At 33.6% G+C, this 20,173-nt stretch carries 24 protein-coding genes; 16 read left to right on the forward strand and 8 right to left on the reverse strand.

The features are described 5' to 3' along the window. Positions 1-235 precede the first annotated feature (235 nt). On the forward strand, positions 236-871 hold the full coding sequence (locus tag M0D21_RS20545) for a peptidoglycan-binding protein LysM (protein ID WP_248333004.1): 636 nt from the start codon (positions 236-238) through the stop codon (positions 869-871). Positions 872-878: 7 nt separating this feature from the next. Here M0D21_RS20545 and M0D21_RS20550 read toward each other — a convergent pair whose 3' ends face one another. The 3 genes from M0D21_RS20550 to dnaA all read right to left on the reverse strand — a co-directional run bounded on the left by M0D21_RS20550 (position 879) and on the right by dnaA (position 3,628). After that, a complete protein-coding gene (locus tag M0D21_RS20550; RefSeq protein WP_248333006.1) occupies positions 879-1,610 on the reverse strand; it encodes an SAM-dependent methyltransferase in 732 nt (243 codons plus the stop codon). A gap of 115 nt (positions 1,611-1,725) precedes the next feature. Next, positions 1,726-2,190 (reverse strand): low molecular weight protein-tyrosine-phosphatase, encoded by a 465-nt coding sequence (locus M0D21_RS20555; protein ID WP_248333008.1) that lies wholly within the window; start codon positions 2,188-2,190, stop codon positions 1,726-1,728. A 10-nt stretch (positions 2,191-2,200) separates the two neighbouring features. Beyond that, on the reverse strand, positions 2,201-3,628 hold the full coding sequence (gene dnaA / locus M0D21_RS20560) for a chromosomal replication initiator protein DnaA (RefSeq protein WP_248333010.1): 1,428 nt from the start codon (positions 3,626-3,628) through the stop codon (positions 2,201-2,203). 197 nt (positions 3,629-3,825) lie between these two features. On the opposite strand from dnaA, the gene M0D21_RS20565 reads away from it, so the two are divergent. Beyond that, positions 3,826-4,230 carry an acyl-CoA thioesterase gene (locus tag M0D21_RS20565; protein ID WP_248333013.1) on the forward strand — a complete coding sequence of 135 codons (405 nt, stop codon included), beginning with the start codon at positions 3,826-3,828 and terminating at the stop codon, positions 4,228-4,230. Between the two features lie 2 nt (positions 4,231-4,232). Here the strand turns inward: M0D21_RS20565 and M0D21_RS20570 are convergent, their stop codons facing one another. Genes M0D21_RS20570 through M0D21_RS20590 form a run of 5 tightly spaced genes read right to left on the reverse strand, consistent with a single transcriptional unit; the run spans position 4,233 to position 7,710 of the window. Continuing rightward, entirely contained in the window at positions 4,233-4,841 is a 609-nt protein-coding gene (locus M0D21_RS20570; RefSeq protein ID WP_248333015.1) for an IMPACT family protein, read from the reverse strand. A 3-nt stretch (positions 4,842-4,844) separates the two neighbouring features. Further along, on the reverse strand, positions 4,845-5,714 hold the full coding sequence (locus tag M0D21_RS20575) for an EamA family transporter (RefSeq protein ID WP_248333017.1): 870 nt from the start codon (positions 5,712-5,714) through the stop codon (positions 4,845-4,847). Then, the gene (locus tag M0D21_RS20580) at positions 5,711-6,319 is read right to left on the reverse strand and encodes an HAD family hydrolase (RefSeq protein WP_248333019.1); all 609 of its coding nucleotides are present in this window, start codon (positions 6,317-6,319) and stop codon (positions 5,711-5,713) included. The genes M0D21_RS20575 and M0D21_RS20580 overlap by 4 nt, the downstream gene beginning before the upstream one ends. Next, on the reverse strand, positions 6,312-7,355 hold the full coding sequence (ribD, locus tag M0D21_RS20585) for a bifunctional diaminohydroxyphosphoribosylaminopyrimidine deaminase/5-amino-6-(5-phosphoribosylamino)uracil reductase RibD (RefSeq protein WP_248333021.1): 1,044 nt from the start codon (positions 7,353-7,355) through the stop codon (positions 6,312-6,314). The genes M0D21_RS20580 and ribD overlap by 8 nt, the downstream gene beginning before the upstream one ends. Position 7,356: 1 nt before the next feature. Continuing rightward, positions 7,357-7,710, reverse strand: a complete 354-nt coding sequence (locus M0D21_RS20590) for a hypothetical protein (protein ID WP_248333022.1) — start codon at positions 7,708-7,710, stop codon at positions 7,357-7,359. Positions 7,711-7,950: 240 nt separating this feature from the next. Between M0D21_RS20590 and M0D21_RS20595 the strand changes: the two genes are divergently transcribed. The 14 genes from M0D21_RS20595 (at position 7,951) to porD (ending at position 20,170) form a co-directional block, all read left to right on the forward strand. Beyond that, a complete protein-coding gene (locus tag M0D21_RS20595; RefSeq protein WP_248333023.1) occupies positions 7,951-8,436 on the forward strand; it encodes a GNAT family N-acetyltransferase in 486 nt (161 codons plus the stop codon). Between the two features lie 15 nt (positions 8,437-8,451). Further along, a complete protein-coding gene (prmC, locus tag M0D21_RS20600) occupies positions 8,452-9,312 on the forward strand; it encodes a peptide chain release factor N(5)-glutamine methyltransferase (RefSeq protein ID WP_248333025.1) in 861 nt (286 codons plus the stop codon). Further along, positions 9,309-9,899: an LOG family protein gene (locus M0D21_RS20605; protein WP_248333027.1), complete on the forward strand. Its 591-nt coding sequence runs from the start codon at positions 9,309-9,311 to the stop codon at positions 9,897-9,899. Before prmC ends, M0D21_RS20605 begins: the two co-directional genes overlap by 4 nt. Before the next feature lie 90 nt (positions 9,900-9,989). Then, positions 9,990-11,984, forward strand: a complete 1,995-nt coding sequence (ligA, locus tag M0D21_RS20610; protein WP_248333029.1) for an NAD-dependent DNA ligase LigA — start codon at positions 9,990-9,992, stop codon at positions 11,982-11,984. After that, a complete protein-coding gene (locus M0D21_RS20615) occupies positions 11,981-12,667 on the forward strand; it encodes a lysoplasmalogenase family protein (RefSeq protein WP_248333031.1) in 687 nt (228 codons plus the stop codon). The genes ligA and M0D21_RS20615 overlap by 4 nt, the downstream gene beginning before the upstream one ends. Before the next feature lie 156 nt (positions 12,668-12,823). Further along, positions 12,824-13,519: a hypothetical protein gene (locus M0D21_RS20620; protein ID WP_248333033.1), complete on the forward strand. Its 696-nt coding sequence runs from the start codon at positions 12,824-12,826 to the stop codon at positions 13,517-13,519. Between the two features lie 146 nt (positions 13,520-13,665). Continuing rightward, positions 13,666-14,283 (forward strand): hypothetical protein, encoded by a 618-nt coding sequence (locus M0D21_RS20625; RefSeq protein WP_248333035.1) that lies wholly within the window; start codon positions 13,666-13,668, stop codon positions 14,281-14,283. Between the two features lie 99 nt (positions 14,284-14,382). Then, positions 14,383-14,904 carry a DUF6913 domain-containing protein gene (locus M0D21_RS20630; RefSeq protein ID WP_248333037.1) on the forward strand — a complete coding sequence of 174 codons (522 nt, stop codon included), beginning with the start codon at positions 14,383-14,385 and terminating at the stop codon, positions 14,902-14,904. Further along, complete coding sequence (gene dapA / locus M0D21_RS20635) at positions 14,901-15,776, forward strand: 4-hydroxy-tetrahydrodipicolinate synthase (RefSeq protein ID WP_248333039.1); 876 nt, start codon at positions 14,901-14,903, stop codon at positions 15,774-15,776. Before M0D21_RS20630 ends, dapA begins: the two co-directional genes overlap by 4 nt. Before the next feature lie 8 nt (positions 15,777-15,784). Then, positions 15,785-16,714, forward strand: coding sequence for an ion channel (locus tag M0D21_RS20640; RefSeq protein ID WP_248333041.1), 930 nt, complete (start codon positions 15,785-15,787; stop codon positions 16,712-16,714). Between the two features lie 217 nt (positions 16,715-16,931). Further along, positions 16,932-17,723, forward strand: a complete 792-nt coding sequence (locus tag M0D21_RS20645) for an outer membrane protein assembly factor BamD (protein WP_248333043.1) — start codon at positions 16,932-16,934, stop codon at positions 17,721-17,723. Between the two features lie 15 nt (positions 17,724-17,738). Further along, positions 17,739-18,071 carry a DNA-directed RNA polymerase subunit omega gene (locus M0D21_RS20650; RefSeq protein ID WP_248333044.1) on the forward strand — a complete coding sequence of 111 codons (333 nt, stop codon included), beginning with the start codon at positions 17,739-17,741 and terminating at the stop codon, positions 18,069-18,071. Positions 18,072-18,075: 4 nt separating this feature from the next. Further along, the gene (gene coaBC, locus M0D21_RS20655; RefSeq protein WP_248333046.1) at positions 18,076-19,290 is read left to right on the forward strand and encodes a bifunctional phosphopantothenoylcysteine decarboxylase/phosphopantothenate--cysteine ligase CoaBC; all 1,215 of its coding nucleotides are present in this window, start codon (positions 18,076-18,078) and stop codon (positions 19,288-19,290) included. Then, positions 19,283-20,170: a type IX secretion system protein PorD gene (gene porD / locus M0D21_RS20660; protein ID WP_248333047.1), complete on the forward strand. Its 888-nt coding sequence runs from the start codon at positions 19,283-19,285 to the stop codon at positions 20,168-20,170. Before coaBC ends, porD begins: the two co-directional genes overlap by 8 nt. Positions 20,171-20,173: the final 3 nt, after the last annotated feature.

The raw sequence follows: 20,173 nt of genomic DNA on the forward strand, positions 1-20,173 counted from the left end.
GTTACTTTTTCTCGACAAAAGAACTTAGTTTGACGTTTAAGTGTGTTTTTTGGTTGATTTTCATAGCTTTTTTTAGGGTTTTTTGGTTTTTTTTAACTGTAAATAACTGTTTTTCAGCATTATAATTATTTTAACATAATCTGGTTGTTATTTTATGAAAAAGCCGTATATTTGCACGGCAAAAATTTAAGTAGAGGGGAACATCTTTTTGGGTGTCTACTTAGAAATTTTTTATATGATAAAGAAGATAATAGGATTATCTATACTACTTACAATTGGGGGGATACTTTTGTTAAGTTTTACAACAAAAAAAAGCATAGACTTTAGTTCTTATAGTACAGCTGGATTAGACCTGTATTACGTTGCTCCTAATTTTAACGAAATTGAAACCGAAGAGGAATTTGTTTCTGTAGAGCTTGGTAAAGGCTTTTTGGGTTTTAAAGAAGCGTTAGCTTTTAAAGAATCTAGAGGAGATTACGGTGTAGAGAATCAATTCGGTTATATGGGGAAGTATCAATTTGGTCGTGGTACTCTCGCTTTGGTTGGTGTGCAAATAAGCAAGAAAGATTTTTTAAGTAATCCAGAGCTTCAGGAGCGAGCGTTTAATGCGTATTTATCGAGAAACAAATGGGTTTTACGTAGAGATATTAAATGGTCGGTGGGTAAAACTATAAATGGGGTGAAAGTAACAGAATCGGGAATCCTGGCTGCAGCACATTTAGCTGGTCCTAATGCAGTAAAAAGATACTTGCGAACAGGAGGAGTAGTTGGGTTTGAAGATGCTTTTGGTACTACAATTCGGTATTACATGAAGCGATTTGCAGGGTACGATCTTTCTTCGGTTTCTGCAAATAGAAAAGCGAAAGCTTAAGTTTTTTCTAAAAATCTCTTTGAATGATATAGATGGTTGGTCTTTTGTGAAGGCTAACCTCTTCTTTTTTCCATTCTTCAATAGTTTTAGTTGCTATAAATTCAGAGGTTAATGTGATGTCACTGGCGATGCATAATCGTGTGTTGTTGTTCAAGATTGTTTTTAGATCGTCAAGCATTTTGTCGTTTCTGTAAGGGGTTTCAATAAATATTTGGGCCTGATTTTTTTCTAAAGAAGTTCTTTCTAGTAATTTAATACTTGCCTTTCTTTCATTTTTGTCTATGGGTAAATATCCGTTAAACGTAAAGCTTTGTCCATTCATTCCGCTACTCATCATGGCCAATAGAATTGAAGAAGGGCCTACCAAAGGGGTTACTTGTATTCCTTTTTCATGGGCTATTTTTATAACCTCGGCACCTGGGTCTGCAATACCAGGGCATCCTGCGTCTGACATTAATCCTATAGATTCTCCATTAATACATGGTGTTAAATATCCTGGTATTTCTGAAGAATCGGTGTATTTGTTAACCGTGTGTATAACTAGAGACCGTTGTGATTTACTTGGACTAACCTTTTTGATAAATCTTCGGGCAGGTTTTTCATTTTCTACAATATAGTGGTTTACCTGTTCTAGTACTTTCTTGATAGATATAGGAAGAACCTCAAGAGGGATGTCGTCTCCTAATCGCGTTGGAATTAAATATAGTTTTCCTTTGGTATCTAGGGGTTTAAATTCCATAGGTTGTATAGAGTATTTTTGGTTAAGAACCTTTTTTTAGTTTATAGTTATTGCTTAATTAGGTTTATGATTTAATAAGCAATTCTAAATATACAAAAACTTTGTATCTGATGAGTTAATTCTTTTTTTCAAGTCTACTAGCGATTACATTGCAAGCTTCGTCTAGCATTTGAAACACTTCTTCGAAGCCTTGATCTCCGCCATAATAGGGATCTGGAACATCAAAACCTTTGTTTGGGTGAGTCTCGTTTAGAATGAGTTTGACTTTGTTTTTATCTTCTTGAGTGTTGGCTAGTTTGATAATGTTTTCATAATTGGAATTGTCCATTGCATATATGAAGTCATATATTTGAAAATCATCACTTTTAAATTGAGCAGCTCTCTGATCGGTGATATCTATACCGTGAGCTTTTGCAGTTTGAATGGATCTTATATCTGGTTTATTCCCAATATGATAATTACTGGTTCCGCTAGATGAAACAAGATATTGTTCAGGGTTAAGTTTAGATTTTAAAATGCCTTCTGCTAGTGGAGATCTGCAGATATTTCCAAGGCATACCATTAATATTTTGGTTTTCATTTTGGAAAATTTACAGAGTAAGCTTCTTTCCTAGGTCTTCTACGTATTTTCTAAACTGCTTATCGGTAGAAGAAAGATTATCAACTGTTTTACAAGCATGTAGAACAGTGGCATGGTCTCTTTTCCCTATTTGAGTACCTATGCTTGCTAAAGATGCTTTGGTAAGTTTCTTGGCAAAGAACATAGCTAGCTGTCTTGCTTGAACAATATGGCGCTTACGAGTTTTTGATTGAAGGGTTTCAACATCCATTTGGAAATAATCACTTACTACTTTCTGGATGTAGTCTATTGATACCTCGCGTTTGGTGTTTTTGACATAGTTGTCAACAATGGCTTTGGCAAGGTCGATAGTAATGTCCTTCTTGTTGAAAGAAGAGTGTGCTATTAAAGAGATAATAGCTCCTTCCAGTTCTCTTATATTTGTTTTGATGTTGTTTGCAAGGAATTCAACAATTTCCTCTGGCATTTCAACACCATCTCTGTATAATTTATTTTTAATAATCGAAACTCTTGTTTCGAAATCTGGTTGATGCAACTCTGCAGATAATCCCCATTTGAAACGAGAAAGTAGTCTTTGTTCAATGTCCTGCATGTCCACAGGAGCCTTGTCACTAGTTAAAATAACCTGCTTTCCATTTTGGTGTAAGTGGTTAAAGATGTGGAAAAATACATCTTGAGTACCAGCTTTACCAGATAACAGTTGTATGTCATCAACAATTAAAACATCAATAATTTGATAAAAATGAATAAAATCGTTTCTATTATTCTTTTTTACTGATTCTATATATTGCTGAGTAAACTTTTCTGCTGATATGTATAAAACTGTCTTCTCGGGATAATTATCTTTTATATTTACACCAATAGCATGAGCTAGGTGAGTTTTTCCTAATCCAACGCCACCAAAAATAAGAAGAGGATTAAAAGAAGTTCCGCCAGGTTTATTGGCAACAGCCATACCTGCAGATCTTGCTAGTCTATTAGAATCTCCTTCTAAGAAGTTTTCAAAGTTATAGCTAGGATTTAATTGTGATTCGATCTTTACGTTTCGAATTCCAGGAATTACAAAGGGGTTTTTTAATTCTGGATTCTTACTTTTAATAGGAACATCTACCTCTTGAGAGTTTACCGGAGTACGGTTAGCACTTGGAATTTTTTCTGTAAACGGCTTTTTATTGCCGTAGGTATTTTCCATTTTAATAACGTATACTAGTTTAGCACTTTCTCCTAATTCTCTTGTAAGAGAAACCTTTAGAAGGTTAACGTAGTGCTCCTCCAACCATTCATAAAAGAATTTACTGGGAACTTGAATACTTAATGCACCGTCTGTAAGTTTTACAGCTTTAATTGGTTCAAACCAAGTTTTAAAAGCTTGTGGTGTAATGTTATCTTCTATAAACGATAAACAATTATCCCAAACCGATTGCGCAGTTACATTCATTCGAGTGGTTAGATTTACTGTTTTTATTTAGGTTATTAAAAAGAAATTGTTGAAAAACTCCTTACTGATTTTGCATGACAAATATGTGAACAAAAAATGTAAAAAAAAAACGTTTTAGGTGTTGAATTTTAATTATTTTTTTTGCATAATTTGATAGTACTACTTTTATAAATGTTAATAATTATTCATTTCAATTTATGCCAATCTCTTCAGAAACTCAATTAACTGTTCGCTATTCCGAAACCGACCAGATGGGCGTGGTTCATCACGGAAATTACGCACAATATTTGGAATTAGCAAGAATTGATTGGTTATCCCGGCTAGGTATCTCCTACAAATCGATGGAAGAAAGTGGTGTTATACTCCCTGTATTTACTCTAGACTTTAAATTTAAGAAATCTGCATTCTTCGACGACACCTTAACTGTTAAAACTTTGCTCCGGAAAATTCCTACAGTAAAAATAATTTTTGACTATGAAATTTATAATCAAAATCAAGAATTATTAACAATAGCGTCTACGACCCTAGCATTTGTTGATAGTAAAACCAAAAAACCAATTCCCTGTCCATCTTACTTACTTGAGAAAATAAAAAATTATTGATTTTATAATTCTTCAATTTCTATATCGTACAACGGGGAAAAAACCTCTTTTATTTTATGGGAATTTTTTTTTCTTACAGAAAATTGAATTTTACAGTTTAATTCAAGTTGTTGTTTAATGATGTTCAGTTGGTGTTCTTTAATAATTCGCATTACCTTATTCATGTCTTTATATTCAAATGTAATATTGTAAAAGACGTCGATAGTTTTTTCAATAATGACAGAGGATTCAATGGCCAACTTTGCTGCAGATCTGTATGCATTTATTAAACCTCCTACACCAAGTTTAACTCCGCCAAAATAGCGAACTACAACAAGTAAAACGTTAGTGATTTCAAAAGATTGAATTTGACCATATATAGGTTGTCCAGCAGAGTTCGAAGGTTCACCATCATCATTTACTCTGTATTTAATATTTTCTGTCCCTATTTGCCAAGCATAACACCAATGTCTGGCAGAGTGGTGCTTCTTTTTCAAGGATTCTATCACTACTTTGATATCTTCTTCTGAAGACACAGGAAACGAATAGCCGAAAAATTTGCTATTACGATCTTTAAACAAAACCTCTTCTCCAGGAGATGCGATTGTTTTGTATGTGTCTTTAGTTTCCAATAATTAAAAAGATTGAGCTACAAGATAGATGCTTACCATCGCAAGGACAATTCCTATCCAATTCCTTAAAGATAGTTTTTCCCTAAAAAGTAATATGCCCGCAATGGTAGATACAATTAAAACAGCAACATTGTTTACTGTAAATATAGTAGAACTATCTATGTTGTCATGGCGAAGCGCTTTTATTAAAAAATAAATTGAAAAGTAATTAGGAACACCTAAACCAATACCGGCAATAACATTTTTAATGGATAGGCGTAGATTGCTGGTTATCGATTTGTATACAAGAGTTATGATTCCTACGATAGCCGCGAAACCAAAAATGGAAGCAGAGAAAATAGGTACATCGTTTTGGGCAACATGATTGGTTTCGAAATATTTAAGACTAGTATCAATAATTCCACTTCCTATAAATACTAATATTGGAAAAATAAGATTGTTTTTGTTGATTGAAACTCCACCAGTACTTTTCATTGAGGTTAAATAAACAGCAATAAGTGCTACGATAATTCCGATTATTTTTAAAACCTCAGTACTTTCTTTGTACATAAATATTCCAAAAAGAATAGGAATGACCAAACTCATTTTTGTAGCTACTGCGGCAACCGAAAGACCATTTTTTTGTGTAGTAATAGCCATAAGATTAAATACTGAAATAAAAATTACCCCAAGAATCATAGCTCCAAAAAACCAACCTTCTTCAGATATGGTAGTAAGGTTAACAGGTTCAGAGTAGGCGATAATACCAGAAATAGAGGCTACAATATAATTAATGATGATTGCCTGTAAGGTGTCTACATTGTATTTAGAAAACAATTTAAATATAATGAATATCAGACTGGAGGCTAATATGCTTAGTAGTAAATAGATCAAAATAAATTAGATTTTATTGTAAATAAGTTTGTGATGTCTTCGGTTTTTGGATTATTGTTCCAAACATGTATTCCTAAAGAGAACGCTGCATCGGTATTTTCCTTAGTGTCGTCTATAAAAATCGTTTCAGATGGTTGTATCTGGTGTTGTTCAAGAACAAATTCAAAAATATTTGTGTTGGGTTTTCTTAAATGAATTTCATGTGAAAGATAAAAGGATTTAAAACAAGATTTAAATCGATTGTAGAAGGATATGTTTTCTTTTATCCAATTAATATGTAATGCATTGGTATTGCTAAGTAGGATAAGATTAAATTCTTGTTTAGAAGATAACTCTTCAAGAAAATCTAAGCGATACTCGGGGAAATCAATCAAAATTGCATTCCATGCATCAATTAATTGTTCTTTGGTGGCGTTGGGAAATTCATTGTGGTAGTGTTGTAAGAATTCTTCTGTAGAAATTTCACCTGTTTCATAAAGTTGATTAACCTTAGTCAAATCTTTCCAATCATTAATTTCTCCTAATTTAGAAAGTTCTGTTAAAGTAGCAGGTTTGTCTAGATTTATAAAGACATCTCCAAAATCAAATATTATGTTTTTAATCATTTCTGTAAACTATTAAGGTGTCTTTTTTTATCTGTTGTTTGGTAACAATGTTTCCATTAATATTAGGGGCAAGTACACCGTTTTTTAGGGTAGTAGATCCTTCGAAAACTCTGGCTTCATCCCATAAGTCTTTATCAATAAAGGATTGTAGTGTAAATGAGCCTCCTTCTATTATTACCGATTGAATTTGATGTTTATATAGTATATCACAAATTTCTTGGGCAATATTTTTTGCTTCATCTACGGTTTCATATATGATGTTGGAGGTGTTAGTCTTTCTAAACATATCTGTAGTAATGATAATAGTAGGTGTTGAGTTGTCAAGAACACTGGAGTCATTGGGGATTATCCCAGATTTATCAATGATGACTCTAGTGGGATTATCCCCATCCCAATCTCTTGTAGTGAGTTTTGGGTTGTCTTTTGTGACAGTATTGTTTCCTACCAAAATCGCTTGTTCTTCGGCACGCCATTTATGAACAATTTGCCTGGACTGTTTGTTGGTGATCCAAACAGGTTTTCTGTCAGGAATGTTCTCTGGAGCTATAAATCCATCATTGCTTTCAGCCCACTTTAAGATAATATATGGTCGCTTTTTTTCATGAAAAGTAAAAAACCTTTTGTTTAGATCCTTACATTCGTTTTCTAAAACACCAAGAGTGACATCGCAGCCTGCATTCATAAGTTTCTGTATTCCTGCGCCACATACTTTTGCAAAAGAATCTATAGTGCCAATAACCACTTTTTTTATGCCTTTACTAATAATTAGGTCACTGCACGGAGGTGTTTTACCAAAGTGACTACATGGTTCCAGGCTTACATATATGGTAGCGTCTTTTAAAAGCTCAGGATTTTTAACAGAGCCTATAGCGTTCACTTCTGCATGAGCTTCCCCTGCTTTGTAGTGCCACCCTTCGCCAATAATCTTATTATTATGGACAACAACACTTCCAACAAGAGGGTTAGGGTAGGTGCTTCCTAATCCGTTTCTTGCAAGTTGAATACATCTTTGTATGTATTTTTCGTGATTCACCAATTTATTTTTTTAAACTTACTTTTTGCTGTTTATCGATTTGGTAAGGGTAAGAAAAGTTGCCTAAGTGATACCGAATAACTCCTTTGTATTGAATTTGAAGAGAATCGGTCTGAATAACTTTTAATACACTGCCTAAAAGTGAATTTTTATTTTCTTCATAAATCTTTGATAGTGAGAAAGTACCTTGCAAAGGAATTGAGAATTCACTTTTTGCAGGAACGTTAAATTCCTGTGCAGAAATAGTGCCCACATCAATGTTATCAACAAAAACATGAATATCTTCTACAGATAGTTTTCCTCCTAAGTGATTTGGGTTGTCAAAAATAGCATCTGCATTCAAGGTTATTTCACGCATACTTACATTTTTAACAAAAAGATTATCTACATATTTAAATGTAGGTTTTTTAGAAAAAGAGCAAGCAGTTATACCTATTAATATTGTTGATAATATTAGAATTTTCTTCATTGATTCCTGCATAGATTTAATGTATCTTTCAATATCATTTATTAAACATAATTTATCCTATTGGGAAAGGATAGTTAAGGTTAAAATCATATTGATAAATAATAGCACAAAAGTAGTTTAAAAATTATAATGGATACAATTAAAATCCGCACAATAAAGTCTGAAGACAATAGTGCTTTGGCTCAGATAATTAGAGAGGTTTTGTTAGAAATGGGAGTACCTAAAGTGGGTACTGCCTATGAAGATGAATCGCTTGATAAGATGTTTGAAACCTACACGCAAAAGGGAAGTTCTTATTTTGTTTTAGAACAAGGTGGTAAAGTTGTTGGAGGAGGAGGTATTGCTCCTTTGGAAAAAGCCTCTTCAGAAATTTGTGAGCTCCAGAAAATGTATTTTCTTCCAGAGGTAAGAGGAAAAGGAATTGGAGTAAAAATGATACAAACTTGCCTTGAATTTGCAAAAGAACAGGGATATGCTCAATGTTATTTAGAAACTATGCCGTATATGGAGGCTGCCAGGAAACTCTATAAGAAAGTTGGTTTTAAAGCATTAACAGAGCCTGTTGGGGACACGGGGCATTATAGTTGTCAAACCTGGATGATCAAAGATTTATAATTTTATTTAGGGACATTGAATATTAGTGAATTAAGGAATAGTTTTCTAAAATCTTTAGCTGCGACGTATGATGCAGAAGAAGTGTTGTCTTTCTTTTATATGCTTACCGAAAAAAAGCTAGGTTGGCGTAGAGTTGATATTGCTTTGCATTTGCAACATGTGGTAGAAGAAGAGATTGTAAGTTTTTTTTCTGAAGCAAAAAGACGCTTAAAAGAACAAGAACCTATTCAATATATCATAGGGGACACTGGCTTTTATGGGTTTACATTTTTGGTAAATGAGCATGTGTTAATTCCGAGACCTGAGACGGAGGAATTGGTAGATTGGATTGTAAAGGATCATAAGGGGAAGAGAAATGTCAAAATACTTGATATAGGAACCGGTAGCGGATGTATTGCGATTACCTTAGCCAAAAAACTAGAAAAAGCACAAGTGTATGCTATTGATATCTCACGCGAAGCCCTATCTGTTGCTCAAAATAACGCAACATTGAATGATGTGGTTGTGAACTATGTCAGATTAGATGTATTAAACGAAGACATAGAAGAAAAAGATTTTGATATAATTGTATCGAATCCTCCGTATGTACGAGAGTTGGAAAAGAAAGAAATGCAACCTAATGTTTTGGATAATGAACCATCGCAGGCACTTTTTGTGCCTAATAATGATCCGTTGGTGTTTTATGAAAGAATTACTCAGTTAGCCAAGGAAAGGTTAAAAGAGGAAGGGGTTCTGTATTTTGAGATTAATCAATATTTGGGGCAAGAAACCAAAAATATGATTGAAAGTTATGGTTATGAATCGGTTACGTTACGAAAAGATATATATGATAATGACCGAATGATAAGGGCTAGTTTAAACAATAATAAATTATGAATAAGTTAAAGTCGATTTGTGTTTTTTGTGGGAGTAGTGAAGGTAATGATAATGAAATCATATCAGAAGCTTTTTTGCTCGGAGAAAAACTGGCGCAACGGGAAATTACTTTAGTGTATGGAGCTGCAAAAATTGGAGTTATGGGCCAAGTCGCAAAGGGTGCCCTTAAGCATAAAGGAGAAGTAATTGGGATTATTCCAGAATTTCTTAAATTGAAAGAGGTCGTTCATCAAGGTCTAGGGGAATTAGTAACCACCAAAAATATGCATGAAAGAAAGATGAAAATGCAGGAGCTAAGTGATGGGTTTATTACTTTACCTGGTGGTTTTGGAACATTGGAGGAACTATTTGAAATTATTACTTGGTCTCAGTTAGGATTACATCAAAAGCCAATTGGGTTGTTAAACACAGGAGGTTTCTACGATGATTTACTGGAATTGTTAGAAAATATGGTAAAGAGAGGTTTTTTGAAAATGGAGAATTATGAACTCCTTTTGGTAGATAATGATATTGATAGGTTGTTAGAGAAAATGCGGGAATTCAAACCTGTTCAAGTTCCAAAATGGTTAAAACCAGATCGTACATAATATAAATAGATTAGTAGAGAATAAAATTGTAAACTAGATTGGGGATATTGCAGCCATTATCTTTGATTTACGTTATATATATTGACACAAATGAGTATAGAACAACAAATTGATCAATTACGAAATGAGCTTAGACAGCATAATCATAATTATTATATACTAGATGCTCCAACAATTAGTGACTATGAGTTTGATATGAAACTCAAAGAGCTGCAAGATCTAGAAGCAAAGTATCCAGAGTATTATGATGCAAATTCACCTACCTTAAGGGTGGGGGGTGCTGTTACCAAAAATTTTGATACAATAGTTCATGAACAACGTATGTATTCGTTGGATAATTCATACTCCAAAGAAGATTTGTTAGACTGGGAGAAACGAATCAAAAAAATGGTTGATGGTGAGATTCAATATACTTGTGAGCTAAAATATGACGGTGCTTCCATCAATTTGACCTACGAAAATGGTGAGCTGGTTAGGGCTGTGACCAGAGGTGATGGGATACAAGGTGATGATGTGACTACCAATATAAAGACAATTAAATCTGTTCCTTTGAAATTGAATGGGAATTATCCGCCTAAATTTAATATAAGAGGAGAGATCATCTTACCTTTTGAAGGGTTTGCCAAAATGAATGAGGAGAGAATTGCTTTGGGTGAAGAACCTTATGCAAATCCAAGAAATACAGCATCTGGCAGTTTAAAATTGCAAGATAGTAGTGAGGTGGCAAAACGTCCATTAGATTGTTTGTTATATAGTATTGTAGGTGAAAGGCTGGGGATTGCGACGCAATTTGAGAATTTGGAAAAAGCTAGAGACTGGGGGTTTAAAGTTCCTGCTGAATCAAAACTGGTCAATACTATAGATGAAGTACTAGAGTTTGTGAACTATTGGGACGAGCACAGGCATGCGCTTCCTTATGAAACCGATGGAGTGGTTATCAAGGTAAATGACTTGCTACAACAAGACGAGCTTGGTTTTACCGCTAAAGCCCCGAGATGGGCTATGGCGTATAAATTTAAGGCAGAACAAGCATCTACAATTCTTGAAGAGATTACATATCAGGTAGGTAGAACAGGTGCTATAACTCCTGTGGCAAATCTAGCTCCAGTTGCGCTAGCAGGTACAACAGTAAAAAGAGCATCTTTACATAATGCTGATCAAATTGAAAAATTAGATGTAAGAGTTGGAGATACGGTTTTTGTAGAAAAAGGAGGAGAGATTATTCCTAAAATAGTAGGAGTAAATTTTCAGAAAAGAGATTCAAAATCGAAACCTACTCAATATATAACCCATTGTCCGGAGTGTGGAACCGAATTAATTAGAAAAGAGGGTGAAGCTCAGCACTATTGTCCGAATGTAGATGGGTGCGCTCCTCAAATTATAGGTAGAATTCAACACTATATATCTCGTAAGGCCATGGATATAGAAGGTTTGGGAGGTGAGACAGTAGCTTTGTTGGTGAATGAAGGCCTAATTACCGATTATGCAGATTTGTATGAACTGAAAAAGGAGCAAGTAATTCCTTTAGAAAGAATGGCAGAGAAAAGTGCAGATAATCTTATTACAGGAATCGAGAAGTCAAAAGAAATTCCGTTTGAAAGAGTGTTATTTGGTTTGGGTATTCGTTATGTAGGAGAAACCGTAGCTAAGAAGTTGGCCAAGCACTACAAAACTATTAATGCTGTTATAGATGCTTCTGAAGAAGATTTGGTAAATGTAGATGAAATAGGGATAAAAATAGCAGAAAGTGTACGGGAATTTTTTGGTCAGGAAAAAAATAGAACGTTGGTGACTCGATTAAAAGATTTTGGAGTACAACTGGAAATATCGGCAGAAAAGTTGGCCAACCAAACCGATACTTTAAAGGGGCAAACGTTTGTAGTCTCTGGTGTTTTTGAGAAAATATCACGTAATGAACTCAAAAAAATGATTGAAGATAATGGAGGTAAAGTATCGAGTTCTATTTCATCTAAGACATCATTTGTCGTAGCGGGAGCAAATATGGGGCCTAGTAAATTAGAAAAAGCGAATAAATTAGAAATTCCAATTATCGGAGAAGATGATTTTCTTCTTAAAATAAAATGAAAATTAGAACCTTAATACAAATATTGCTTTTAATTACTGGAGGGTTGTGTGTATTAAGCACAGCAATGCAGTGGTCAGAGCTAGAGTTGTATGTTAAACCAACTACGGTTCCACTGTTTTTTATGTTGTATTGGTTTAATGTGAAAAAGGTTGATGGGCTGTTTTTAATTGTTCTATTGCTGTGTTTTTTTGGAGATATTTTTTTACTTACCGACATACAGAATAGTTTTATTTATGTGCTATTAAGTTATACCTTGTGTTATCTCATACTGTTCTATTATTTATACAAAAATTATAAGCCTATTGATTATAATATTACAGATATTATTTATCTGGCTATATTTTTTGTTGCATGGACCTTCATCGTGTATGAGATTTATGAGGTTACCGAAAAAGAAATGGGGCCTATTCGTCCTTATGGGATTGGTTATATAGTTATTCTGTATTTATTACTTATTGGTGCTGTGATTCATTATATTAATGTAAGGTCTTCAAAATCTCTTTGGTTTTTAATAGCTGTCTTAAATTTTGTAATAAGTGATTCTTGTTTTGCTCTCAATAAGTTTTATGTCTCTTCTATTCACTTTGAAATTATAAATTCCATTTACCAGTTACTTGCAGTTTTCTTTTTAGTACAATTTAAGATCTCAAGTGCCACTCCTCTTAAGTTGAAGGAATTGTAAAGTGAGTTTTTATGGATTTTTTTGTTTTCAATCAGCCAATTTTAAAGTTATTATGTTGGTTGTAATATCTGTTGCATTGATTTTTTTATTAAATTAATTGAATGTAAAGCCTTTAGATATATCATTTGGAGGTTTACAGGTTCTAAACAACAGCAAATGAAAACAGAAAATTATGCATATCAGCTATTCTATTTCACGAGTTTGCTCTTTATAACCGCTTCCATATTTATGGAGCATCTCTCTATTTTTTTAAAGCCTGTAGTACTACTTCTTTTATCTGCTATTTATATTCTTAGGGCAGAGCATAAAAACGCCCTGGTCTTAATTGCAATGGGCGTGATTCTGGTTGCAGAGGTGCTATCTATGAAAGATTTTATAAGGTATTTTAGGGTGCTTAATGTTTTGTTGTCGGTGTATTATTTGTTAAATATTATTTTACTCTGGAAAAGCTTAAAGAAAATTAAAATCAGATTAAACAAGGTGTTTACAGTTCAGCTTATAATTACGATGGCTTTGATTGTTTATGTATTGGCCTCAGTTGCGGGGCTTATATTGCCAAGTGTATATGATGATCGCATGTATCTTGTTATTCTTATTCTATTTTTTACCGTATTTGTATGTTCATGTTATTATATCTATCTAAACAGTAAAACAGTGGTGAGTTCTTCTCTAATGGTAGCAGCATCTTGTTTTTTAATTGTGAATATTATTACTGCTCTATATAAATTATATGTTTTTTTAGAAGTTTTTATGGTCATTGGAAACCTTTTGCAGGTCTTTGGACAGTTTTTCTTAGTTAAATTTTTTATAGAACAGCATAAATTAACACCCAATGAGGAGGATTTTTTTTAAAAGAACCTTAGGTTTACAGGGATTTGGAGTTGAATAAATATTAGAATTGTTAAAATCTTTTGAAGTATACCACGATTACATATTTACTGTTTTATTTCTCTTTTTTGGTTGTTCTTGTTTTATCTGTGTTTTTCGATAAACAACTTTTGATATATTTCAAGCCTTTAGTTCCTATTTCTTTAATCATTTTACATCTTCAATATGTCAAAAAGGTAAGCTACTTTTTTTTATTAGCAATGTTGGTAATTTTGGTGACCGATGTTTTTACATACATAGATTTTCTGGAGTATTATGAATTTATAGCATTGTTAATAGCTTTATTTTATGCATGTTGTATTGTTTCTTTAAGAAAGTATATTGCTCGAAAGGATATAGTGCTTAAAAAACTACTTTCACCCCCTGTGGTTGTAAGTGTTCTGTTGATCTCTTATTTGGTATATTCAATTACAGAGTTGGTGTTACCAAAAATTGAAAATTCTGTGGGCTCAATTGCTATTATTGTTGTCAGTTTGGTGTCTTTTGTAGGTGTTTGTTTTTTTATCTATACAGCAGATAGATTCGAAAAATCTGTATTTCTTTTCATAGCAGCCTGTTGTACCCTTTTTGTTGATGCTCTTCTTGCTGTTAATGAACTATATTATTATACTAGAGTTTTTACCACGCTTATTAATATTGCAGAAATTGCAGGGCTCTATTTTTTTACAAGCTTTTTTATTGAAACAAAACCCTTAACTACACGTTCTTTAGATAAGGAATTCTTTTGAGTTGTATTGATAATCAGTGACTTTCCTTTTCTTAAGAGGCCTAAGATGGTTTTAAGCCTTAAAATAGCTACATTTGTGGCTTCTTAATCTTTTTGATAAATGATTTTAAAAGGTCTTAAAAGAAATGCAATAAAGAAAAATATAGAATCTCATTTACAAAAAAGAGATTCTTCTTCTCAGGGTATTTCTAACCTTGTTACATTGGCAATTCTAGTTGATGCTTCTCAACCTGTAAATACATTAGCTTTGGTGAAAATGGCCAATGAGCTTAATGTTACATCAGAAAATCTTACCATAATTGGGTATAAAGAAGAAAAGGATGTTGTGGAGGATAAAGACGCTTCTTATTATACGGAAAAGAGTTTCGGAGTAAATGGTTCTGTAAAAAGTGAAGTCATTTCAAGATTCGTTAAAAAAGATTATGATGTTTTAATTAATTTTTACAACGAAAATAGAGTAGAGTTGAATTTTGTAGCAGCTGCATCACAGGCAAAACTAAAGGTTGGTTTTGCTGAGGTAGATCATCGCATTAATGATCTCATTATTGGAGCGACTATGAATAACACTAATTTATTTATAATTGAACTTAAAAAGTATCTAAAAATTTTACAAGTAATATGAGTAGTTTTCTGAGGGGAACTGGGGTAGCTTTGGCTACACCTTTCAAAAAAGATGGTTCAATAGATTACGATGGAGTATCATCGTTGGTTGATTTCTGTGTTGAAGGTAATATTGAATATTTGGTAGTTTTAGGAACTACTGCAGAATCTGTAACTCTTTCAAAAGAAGAAAAGGAAGAGTTGGTGGCACATATTATAAAAGTAAATAATAAACGACTTCCGTTGGTATTAGGTATTGGGGGAAATAATACGCATTCGGTAATTAACGAGATAAAAAACACTGATCTATCTGATTTTGCAGCTATACTTTCTGTAGTGCCTATGTATAACAAGCCCACTCAGGATGGAATATTCGAGCATTACAAAGCTATAAACGAGGTTGCGCCAATCCCGATTTTGTTGTACAATGTTCCTTCACGAACAGGAACGAATATGACTGCAGAAACTACTTTGCGTCTTGCTGAAATGGATAAGGTGATTGGAATCAAGGAAGCAGTGGGAGATTTCACTCAGGTTCTTAAAATTATTAAGGATAGACCTGAAGGTTTTTTGGTGATTTCTGGTGATGATGCTCTAGCTTTACCGGCCGTAGCTGCAGGAGGCGATGGGGTAATTAGTGTAGTAGGGCAGGGATTTCCGAAAGAGTTTTCAGAAATGATTCGACTTGGATTGTCGGGAGATACCGCAAAAGCCTTTGATATACTATATCAACTCTTACCTGTACTAGATTACGCTTTTGAAGAAGGGAACCCGGCGGGTATAAAACATATTCTTGAAGTGAAAGGTATATGCGAAGATCATGTTCGTTTGCCTTTGGTTGCGGTATCTTCGAAGTTGTCTGATAAGATTAAAAAATTTATTGCAAATAAATAGTTTGGTAAATGGCTAGAAAAATAAAAGATCCAGGTATTGGTAAATCTTCTTTTAAAGATGCGAAGAGGTTTATTAATTCTGATGGTTCTTTTAATATCAAGCACATTAACAGACCAGGAACTTTGTCAGAAAGTTATAATTATCTGACGAGCATTAGTTGGACAAGCTTTTTCCTATGGGTGATTTTGGGGTACACACTTTTGAATACCCTATTTGCTCTTATTTATACCTTTTTAGGGGTTTCAGGAATCGCAGAGCCTACAGGGAGTGTTTATAGAGATTTTCTAAACGCATTCTTTTTTTCAGCTCAAACCTTAACAACAGTTGGTTATGGTGCAATGGCTCCAAAAGGATTGCTTTTCGGACTGATTTCTTCGTTTGAAGCATTAATAGGATTACTTAGTTTTTCTTTTGTTACAGGATTACTCTATGGAAGGTTTTCTAAACCTAAGGCAAATATTCAGTTTAGTAAGACTATTATTCTGAAAAAACATAACGACGTTGATTGTATTATGTTTAGGCTTATGAGTAGGAGCGCTAATGTTATGATTAAACCTCGTATAGAGGCAACTTTGGCACTGTCGCAAAAAGATAAAACAGGTAAATTTACCAATAGTTTTTATCGACTTAAGTTAGAACGAGATAATATTACTTACCTCCCCACAACTTGGACCGTAGTGCATGCTATAAAGGAATCTAGTCCGTTACACGAGTTTAACAGAAAAAGCTTAAAAACTCTAAATGGAGAAGTTTTAATATTGGTGAGCTACTATGATGAATCCTATACACAAGAAGTACATCAAGTTCATTCGTATCTATTAAAAAATATAAAGATAGATGAGGATTTTATGCCTGCTTTCTATCATGATGAGGAAGGGTATACTATATTAGATCATAATAAATTAGATAAAACATCTTCATTTCATACTAAAGATTAAGAGCTTCATCTTGTTAAAAGTCTTTTTTAAGTTTTGCAACAATGCTTGTATTGATGAGTTATTGAAATAAGAATGGGTTTGTTTCTGTTCTTATTTGAATCTTGTATCCTAATTGAGGTCATATTGCTTGTGATGTGAAGCAAGATCGACTAATTGATGAATTAAAGTTTTTGTAATACGGCAGAAATATCTATTTTTGCCAGATGTTTTTTTACGTATGAAGAGATTATTGTATTTACTTATTTGTGTATTGTTCTTTGGATCTTGTAGCGAATATCAAAAGGTCTTAAGAGAAGAGGAAGTTCCGCCCAAATATAAGATGGCCGAAAACCTTTATAAAGAGGGTAAGTATGCAAAAGCTTTGAAACTTTTTGAACAGATTGTTCCGCAATACAGAGGGAAGCCTCAGGCAGAGCGAATCATGTACTATTATGCAGACACCTATTATCAACTAGGGGATCATTATCTGGCAGGATATCAGTTTGAGAGATTTACAAAATCATATCCTAGAAGTGAGAAAAGAGAAGAAGCAGCCTTTAAATCTGCGAAAAGCTACTACGAGCTATCTCCTAGATATAGTCTTGACCAAAAAGAGACGACCGAGGCTATCGAGAAACTTCAGGCATATATAAACGAATACCCTGAAAGCGATAAGTTGAAAGATGCGAATGCAATGGTTGCAGAGCTTAGAGAGAAAAAAGAGAAAAAGGCATATGAAATAGCAAAGCAGTATCACCATAGAGAAAACTATAAAGTAGCTATTTCTGCTTTTGATAACTATTTGGTAGATTATCCTGGTTCCATATACAGAGAAAAAGTACTTTATTACAAATTAGAGTCAGAATATTTACTTGCTATAGGTAGTTATGAAGATTTAGTGAAGGAAAGGCTTGAAGTAGCTCAAGGGTATTACAAAAATTACAAGAAGTACTATAAAGAAGGAGAGCTTACAGAAAAAGCAGAAACTATAGCCGAGGACATAAAACAAAGATTAGAACAATATAAATAGAAAATAAGTAGAACGATGGATTTGAAAAAAAGCAATGCGCCGGTAAATACAACTACTATAGATAAGAACCTAATAGATCAGCCTACAAGTAATATCTATGAGGCAATTTCTATTATTTCTAAGAGAGCTACTCAAATTAATACAGATATTAAAAAAGAGTTGTTAGAAAAATTAGATGAATTTGCTACTTATAATGATAGTCTTGAAGAAATTTTCGAAAACAAAGAGCAAATTGAGGTATCTAAGTTTTATGAAAGATTACCAAAACCACATGCATTAGCAGTTCAGGAATGGTTGGAAGATAAGATCTATCATAGAAACACAAAGACAGACTCAGAATCTTTATAAATTTATGTCGATTTTAAGCGGTAAAAAGATTTTATTAGGTGTTACCGCTGGTATTGCTGCATATAAAACAGCTTCTTTGGTCAGACTTTTTATAAAGTCTGGAGCCGAAGTGAAAGTGGTGATGACACCCGCTGCCAAAGACTTTGTAACACCACTTACCCTTTCAACATTATCAAAAAATCCGGTAGTATCTTCTTTCTTTGATGAAGAAGATGAAAACGCCTTATGGAACAATCATGTAGAGCTTGGTCTTTGGGCAGATGTTATGCTCATTGCTCCAGCTACTGCCAATACCTTGTCTAAAATGGCAAGTGGTAACAGTGATAACTTACTGTTGGCAACATATCTTTCGGCTAAATGTCCGGTGTACTTTGCACCTGCGATGGATCTTGATATGTATAATCATCCATCTACTCATGAAACGTTTGAAAAACTTCAGGAATTTGGAAATATCATGATTCCTGCGGAATCTGGAGAGCTAGCGAGTGGATTGGTAGGTCAAGGACGTATGGCAGAACCAGAAAATATTATTGATTTTCTCGAAAAAGATATTTTAGAAAAACTTCCTTTAAAAGGACAAACAGTTCTTATTACTGCAGGGCCAACTTATGAGGCTATAGATCCAGTTCGATTTATAGGGAATCATTCAAGCGGTAAAATGGGAATCGAATTGGCCTTAACTGCAGCAAACCTGGGAGCACAAGTATATTTGGTTCTCGGTCCTTCATCTTTAACGGTAAGTCATGGTTTGATTGATGTTATTCCTGTGGTTAGTGCAGAGGATATGTATCAAGCGGTGATAGAACGTTATGAAAATTGTGACATTGCTATTGCTTCTGCTGCGGTGGCAGATTACAGACCAAAGCATGTTTCAGATCAAAAGATAAAAAAAGCCGATACTGAATTTTCTATTGAATTAGAAAGAACCAAAGATATCCTAAAGTGGATGGGTGCAGAAAAGAAAAATCAATTTTTGGTAGGCTTTGCTTTAGAAACAGAAAATGAAAAGGAGAACGCAATAGGTAAATTAAAGAAGAAAAACTTAGATTTGATAGTTCTTAATTCTCTCAATGATAAAGGAGCAGGTTTTAAAGGACAAACAAATAAAGTAACCTTGATTAATCATAAATTAGAAATTAAAGCGTTTGAACTAAAAACAAAATCTGAGGTTGCCAAAGATATATTCGATACAATTAATCAACTTAAAAAAGATGAATAAATTCCTTCTTTTACTGCTGCTTGTTTTTGGGAGTACCATTTATGGTCAGGAATTTAATGCGACTGTTGTTGTTAATGCAGAGCAGACAGGAAATCCCAATTTACAAGTTTTTAAGACCTTAGAAAGATCATTGACAGAATTTATCAATAATACGGTTTGGACGACAGTTGATTATAGAACAGAAGAGAGAATAGACTGCAGTTTTTTTGTAACCATAGTTGGGTATGATAACGATGCGTTTACTGCAACAGTTCAGGTACAGGCTTCGCGTCCGGTATATGGTTCTAACTATTCTACTACGATCTTGAATGTTAATGATCGTCAATTTAATTTTAATTATCTCGAATTTCAACCTTTGAATTATAATCCGAATAATTTCGAGTCTAACCTAATCTCCGTAGTATCTTATTATCTATATACTATTCTTGGTGTTGATGCAGATACTTTCGAACTTAACGGAGGAACTAGTTATTACCAAGAAGCTAAAAATATAGTTGGAAATGCCCAAAGTAGCAATGCGCTTGGTTGGAATCCGGCAGATGGTTTACAGTCTAGATTTCGACTTAACGATGATTTACTTTCTGGAACCTTCGATGGGTATAGAGAGGCAATGTATACCTATCATAGAGAAGGGTTAGACGTGATGCATAATAATGTAAAGCAGGGAAAACAAGTGATCACTAAAGCTATGAAAACTTTGGAAAAGCTACATAGTGTGAGACCTAATTCTTTTATTATGAGAGTCTTTTTTGACGCTAAAGCAGTAGAGGTTTCTAGTATATTGTCAGGAGGACCATCAGTAAATATTGCAGATACAATTCAGGTATTAAATAAAATTGCACCCACCTACAGAGATAATTGGAAAGATATAAAGTTTTAAAAA

It is taken from the genome of Aquimarina acroporae, assembly GCF_023195925.1.
Lineage (GTDB): Bacteria > Bacteroidota > Bacteroidia > Flavobacteriales > Flavobacteriaceae > Aquimarina > Aquimarina acroporae.

Bases quoted from the DNA above. Each gene is read 5' to 3' on its own strand.
- M0D21_RS20545 (WP_248333004.1), top strand. From the start codon at position 236: ATGATAAAGAAGATAATAGGATTATCTATACTACTTACAATTGGGGGG.
- M0D21_RS20550 (WP_248333006.1), bottom strand. From the start codon at position 1,610: ATGGAATTTAAACCCCTAGATACCAAAGGAAAACTATATTTAATTCCA.
- M0D21_RS20555 (WP_248333008.1), bottom strand. From the start codon at position 2,190: ATGAAAACCAAAATATTAATGGTATGCCTTGGAAATATCTGCAGATCT.
- dnaA (WP_248333010.1), bottom strand. From the start codon at position 3,628: ATGAATGTAACTGCGCAATCGGTTTGGGATAATTGTTTATCGTTTATA.
- M0D21_RS20565 (WP_248333013.1), top strand. From the start codon at position 3,826: ATGCCAATCTCTTCAGAAACTCAATTAACTGTTCGCTATTCCGAAACC.
- M0D21_RS20580 (WP_248333019.1), bottom strand. From the start codon at position 6,319: ATGATTAAAAACATAATATTTGATTTTGGAGATGTCTTTATAAATCTA.
- M0D21_RS20590 (WP_248333022.1), bottom strand. From the start codon at position 7,710: ATGCGTGAAATAACCTTGAATGCAGATGCTATTTTTGACAACCCAAAT.
- M0D21_RS20595 (WP_248333023.1), top strand. From the start codon at position 7,951: ATGGATACAATTAAAATCCGCACAATAAAGTCTGAAGACAATAGTGCT.
- M0D21_RS20605 (WP_248333027.1), top strand. From the start codon at position 9,309: ATGAATAAGTTAAAGTCGATTTGTGTTTTTTGTGGGAGTAGTGAAGGT.
- ligA (WP_248333029.1), top strand. From the start codon at position 9,990: ATGAGTATAGAACAACAAATTGATCAATTACGAAATGAGCTTAGACAG.
- M0D21_RS20615 (WP_248333031.1), top strand. From the start codon at position 11,981: ATGAAAATTAGAACCTTAATACAAATATTGCTTTTAATTACTGGAGGG.
- M0D21_RS20620 (WP_248333033.1), top strand. From the start codon at position 12,824: ATGAAAACAGAAAATTATGCATATCAGCTATTCTATTTCACGAGTTTG.
- M0D21_RS20630 (WP_248333037.1), top strand. From the start codon at position 14,383: ATGATTTTAAAAGGTCTTAAAAGAAATGCAATAAAGAAAAATATAGAA.
- dapA (WP_248333039.1), top strand. From the start codon at position 14,901: ATGAGTAGTTTTCTGAGGGGAACTGGGGTAGCTTTGGCTACACCTTTC.
- M0D21_RS20640 (WP_248333041.1), top strand. From the start codon at position 15,785: ATGGCTAGAAAAATAAAAGATCCAGGTATTGGTAAATCTTCTTTTAAA.
- M0D21_RS20645 (WP_248333043.1), top strand. From the start codon at position 16,932: ATGAAGAGATTATTGTATTTACTTATTTGTGTATTGTTCTTTGGATCT.
- M0D21_RS20650 (WP_248333044.1), top strand. From the start codon at position 17,739: ATGGATTTGAAAAAAAGCAATGCGCCGGTAAATACAACTACTATAGAT.
- coaBC (WP_248333046.1), top strand. From the start codon at position 18,076: ATGTCGATTTTAAGCGGTAAAAAGATTTTATTAGGTGTTACCGCTGGT.
- porD (WP_248333047.1), top strand. From the start codon at position 19,283: ATGAATAAATTCCTTCTTTTACTGCTGCTTGTTTTTGGGAGTACCATT.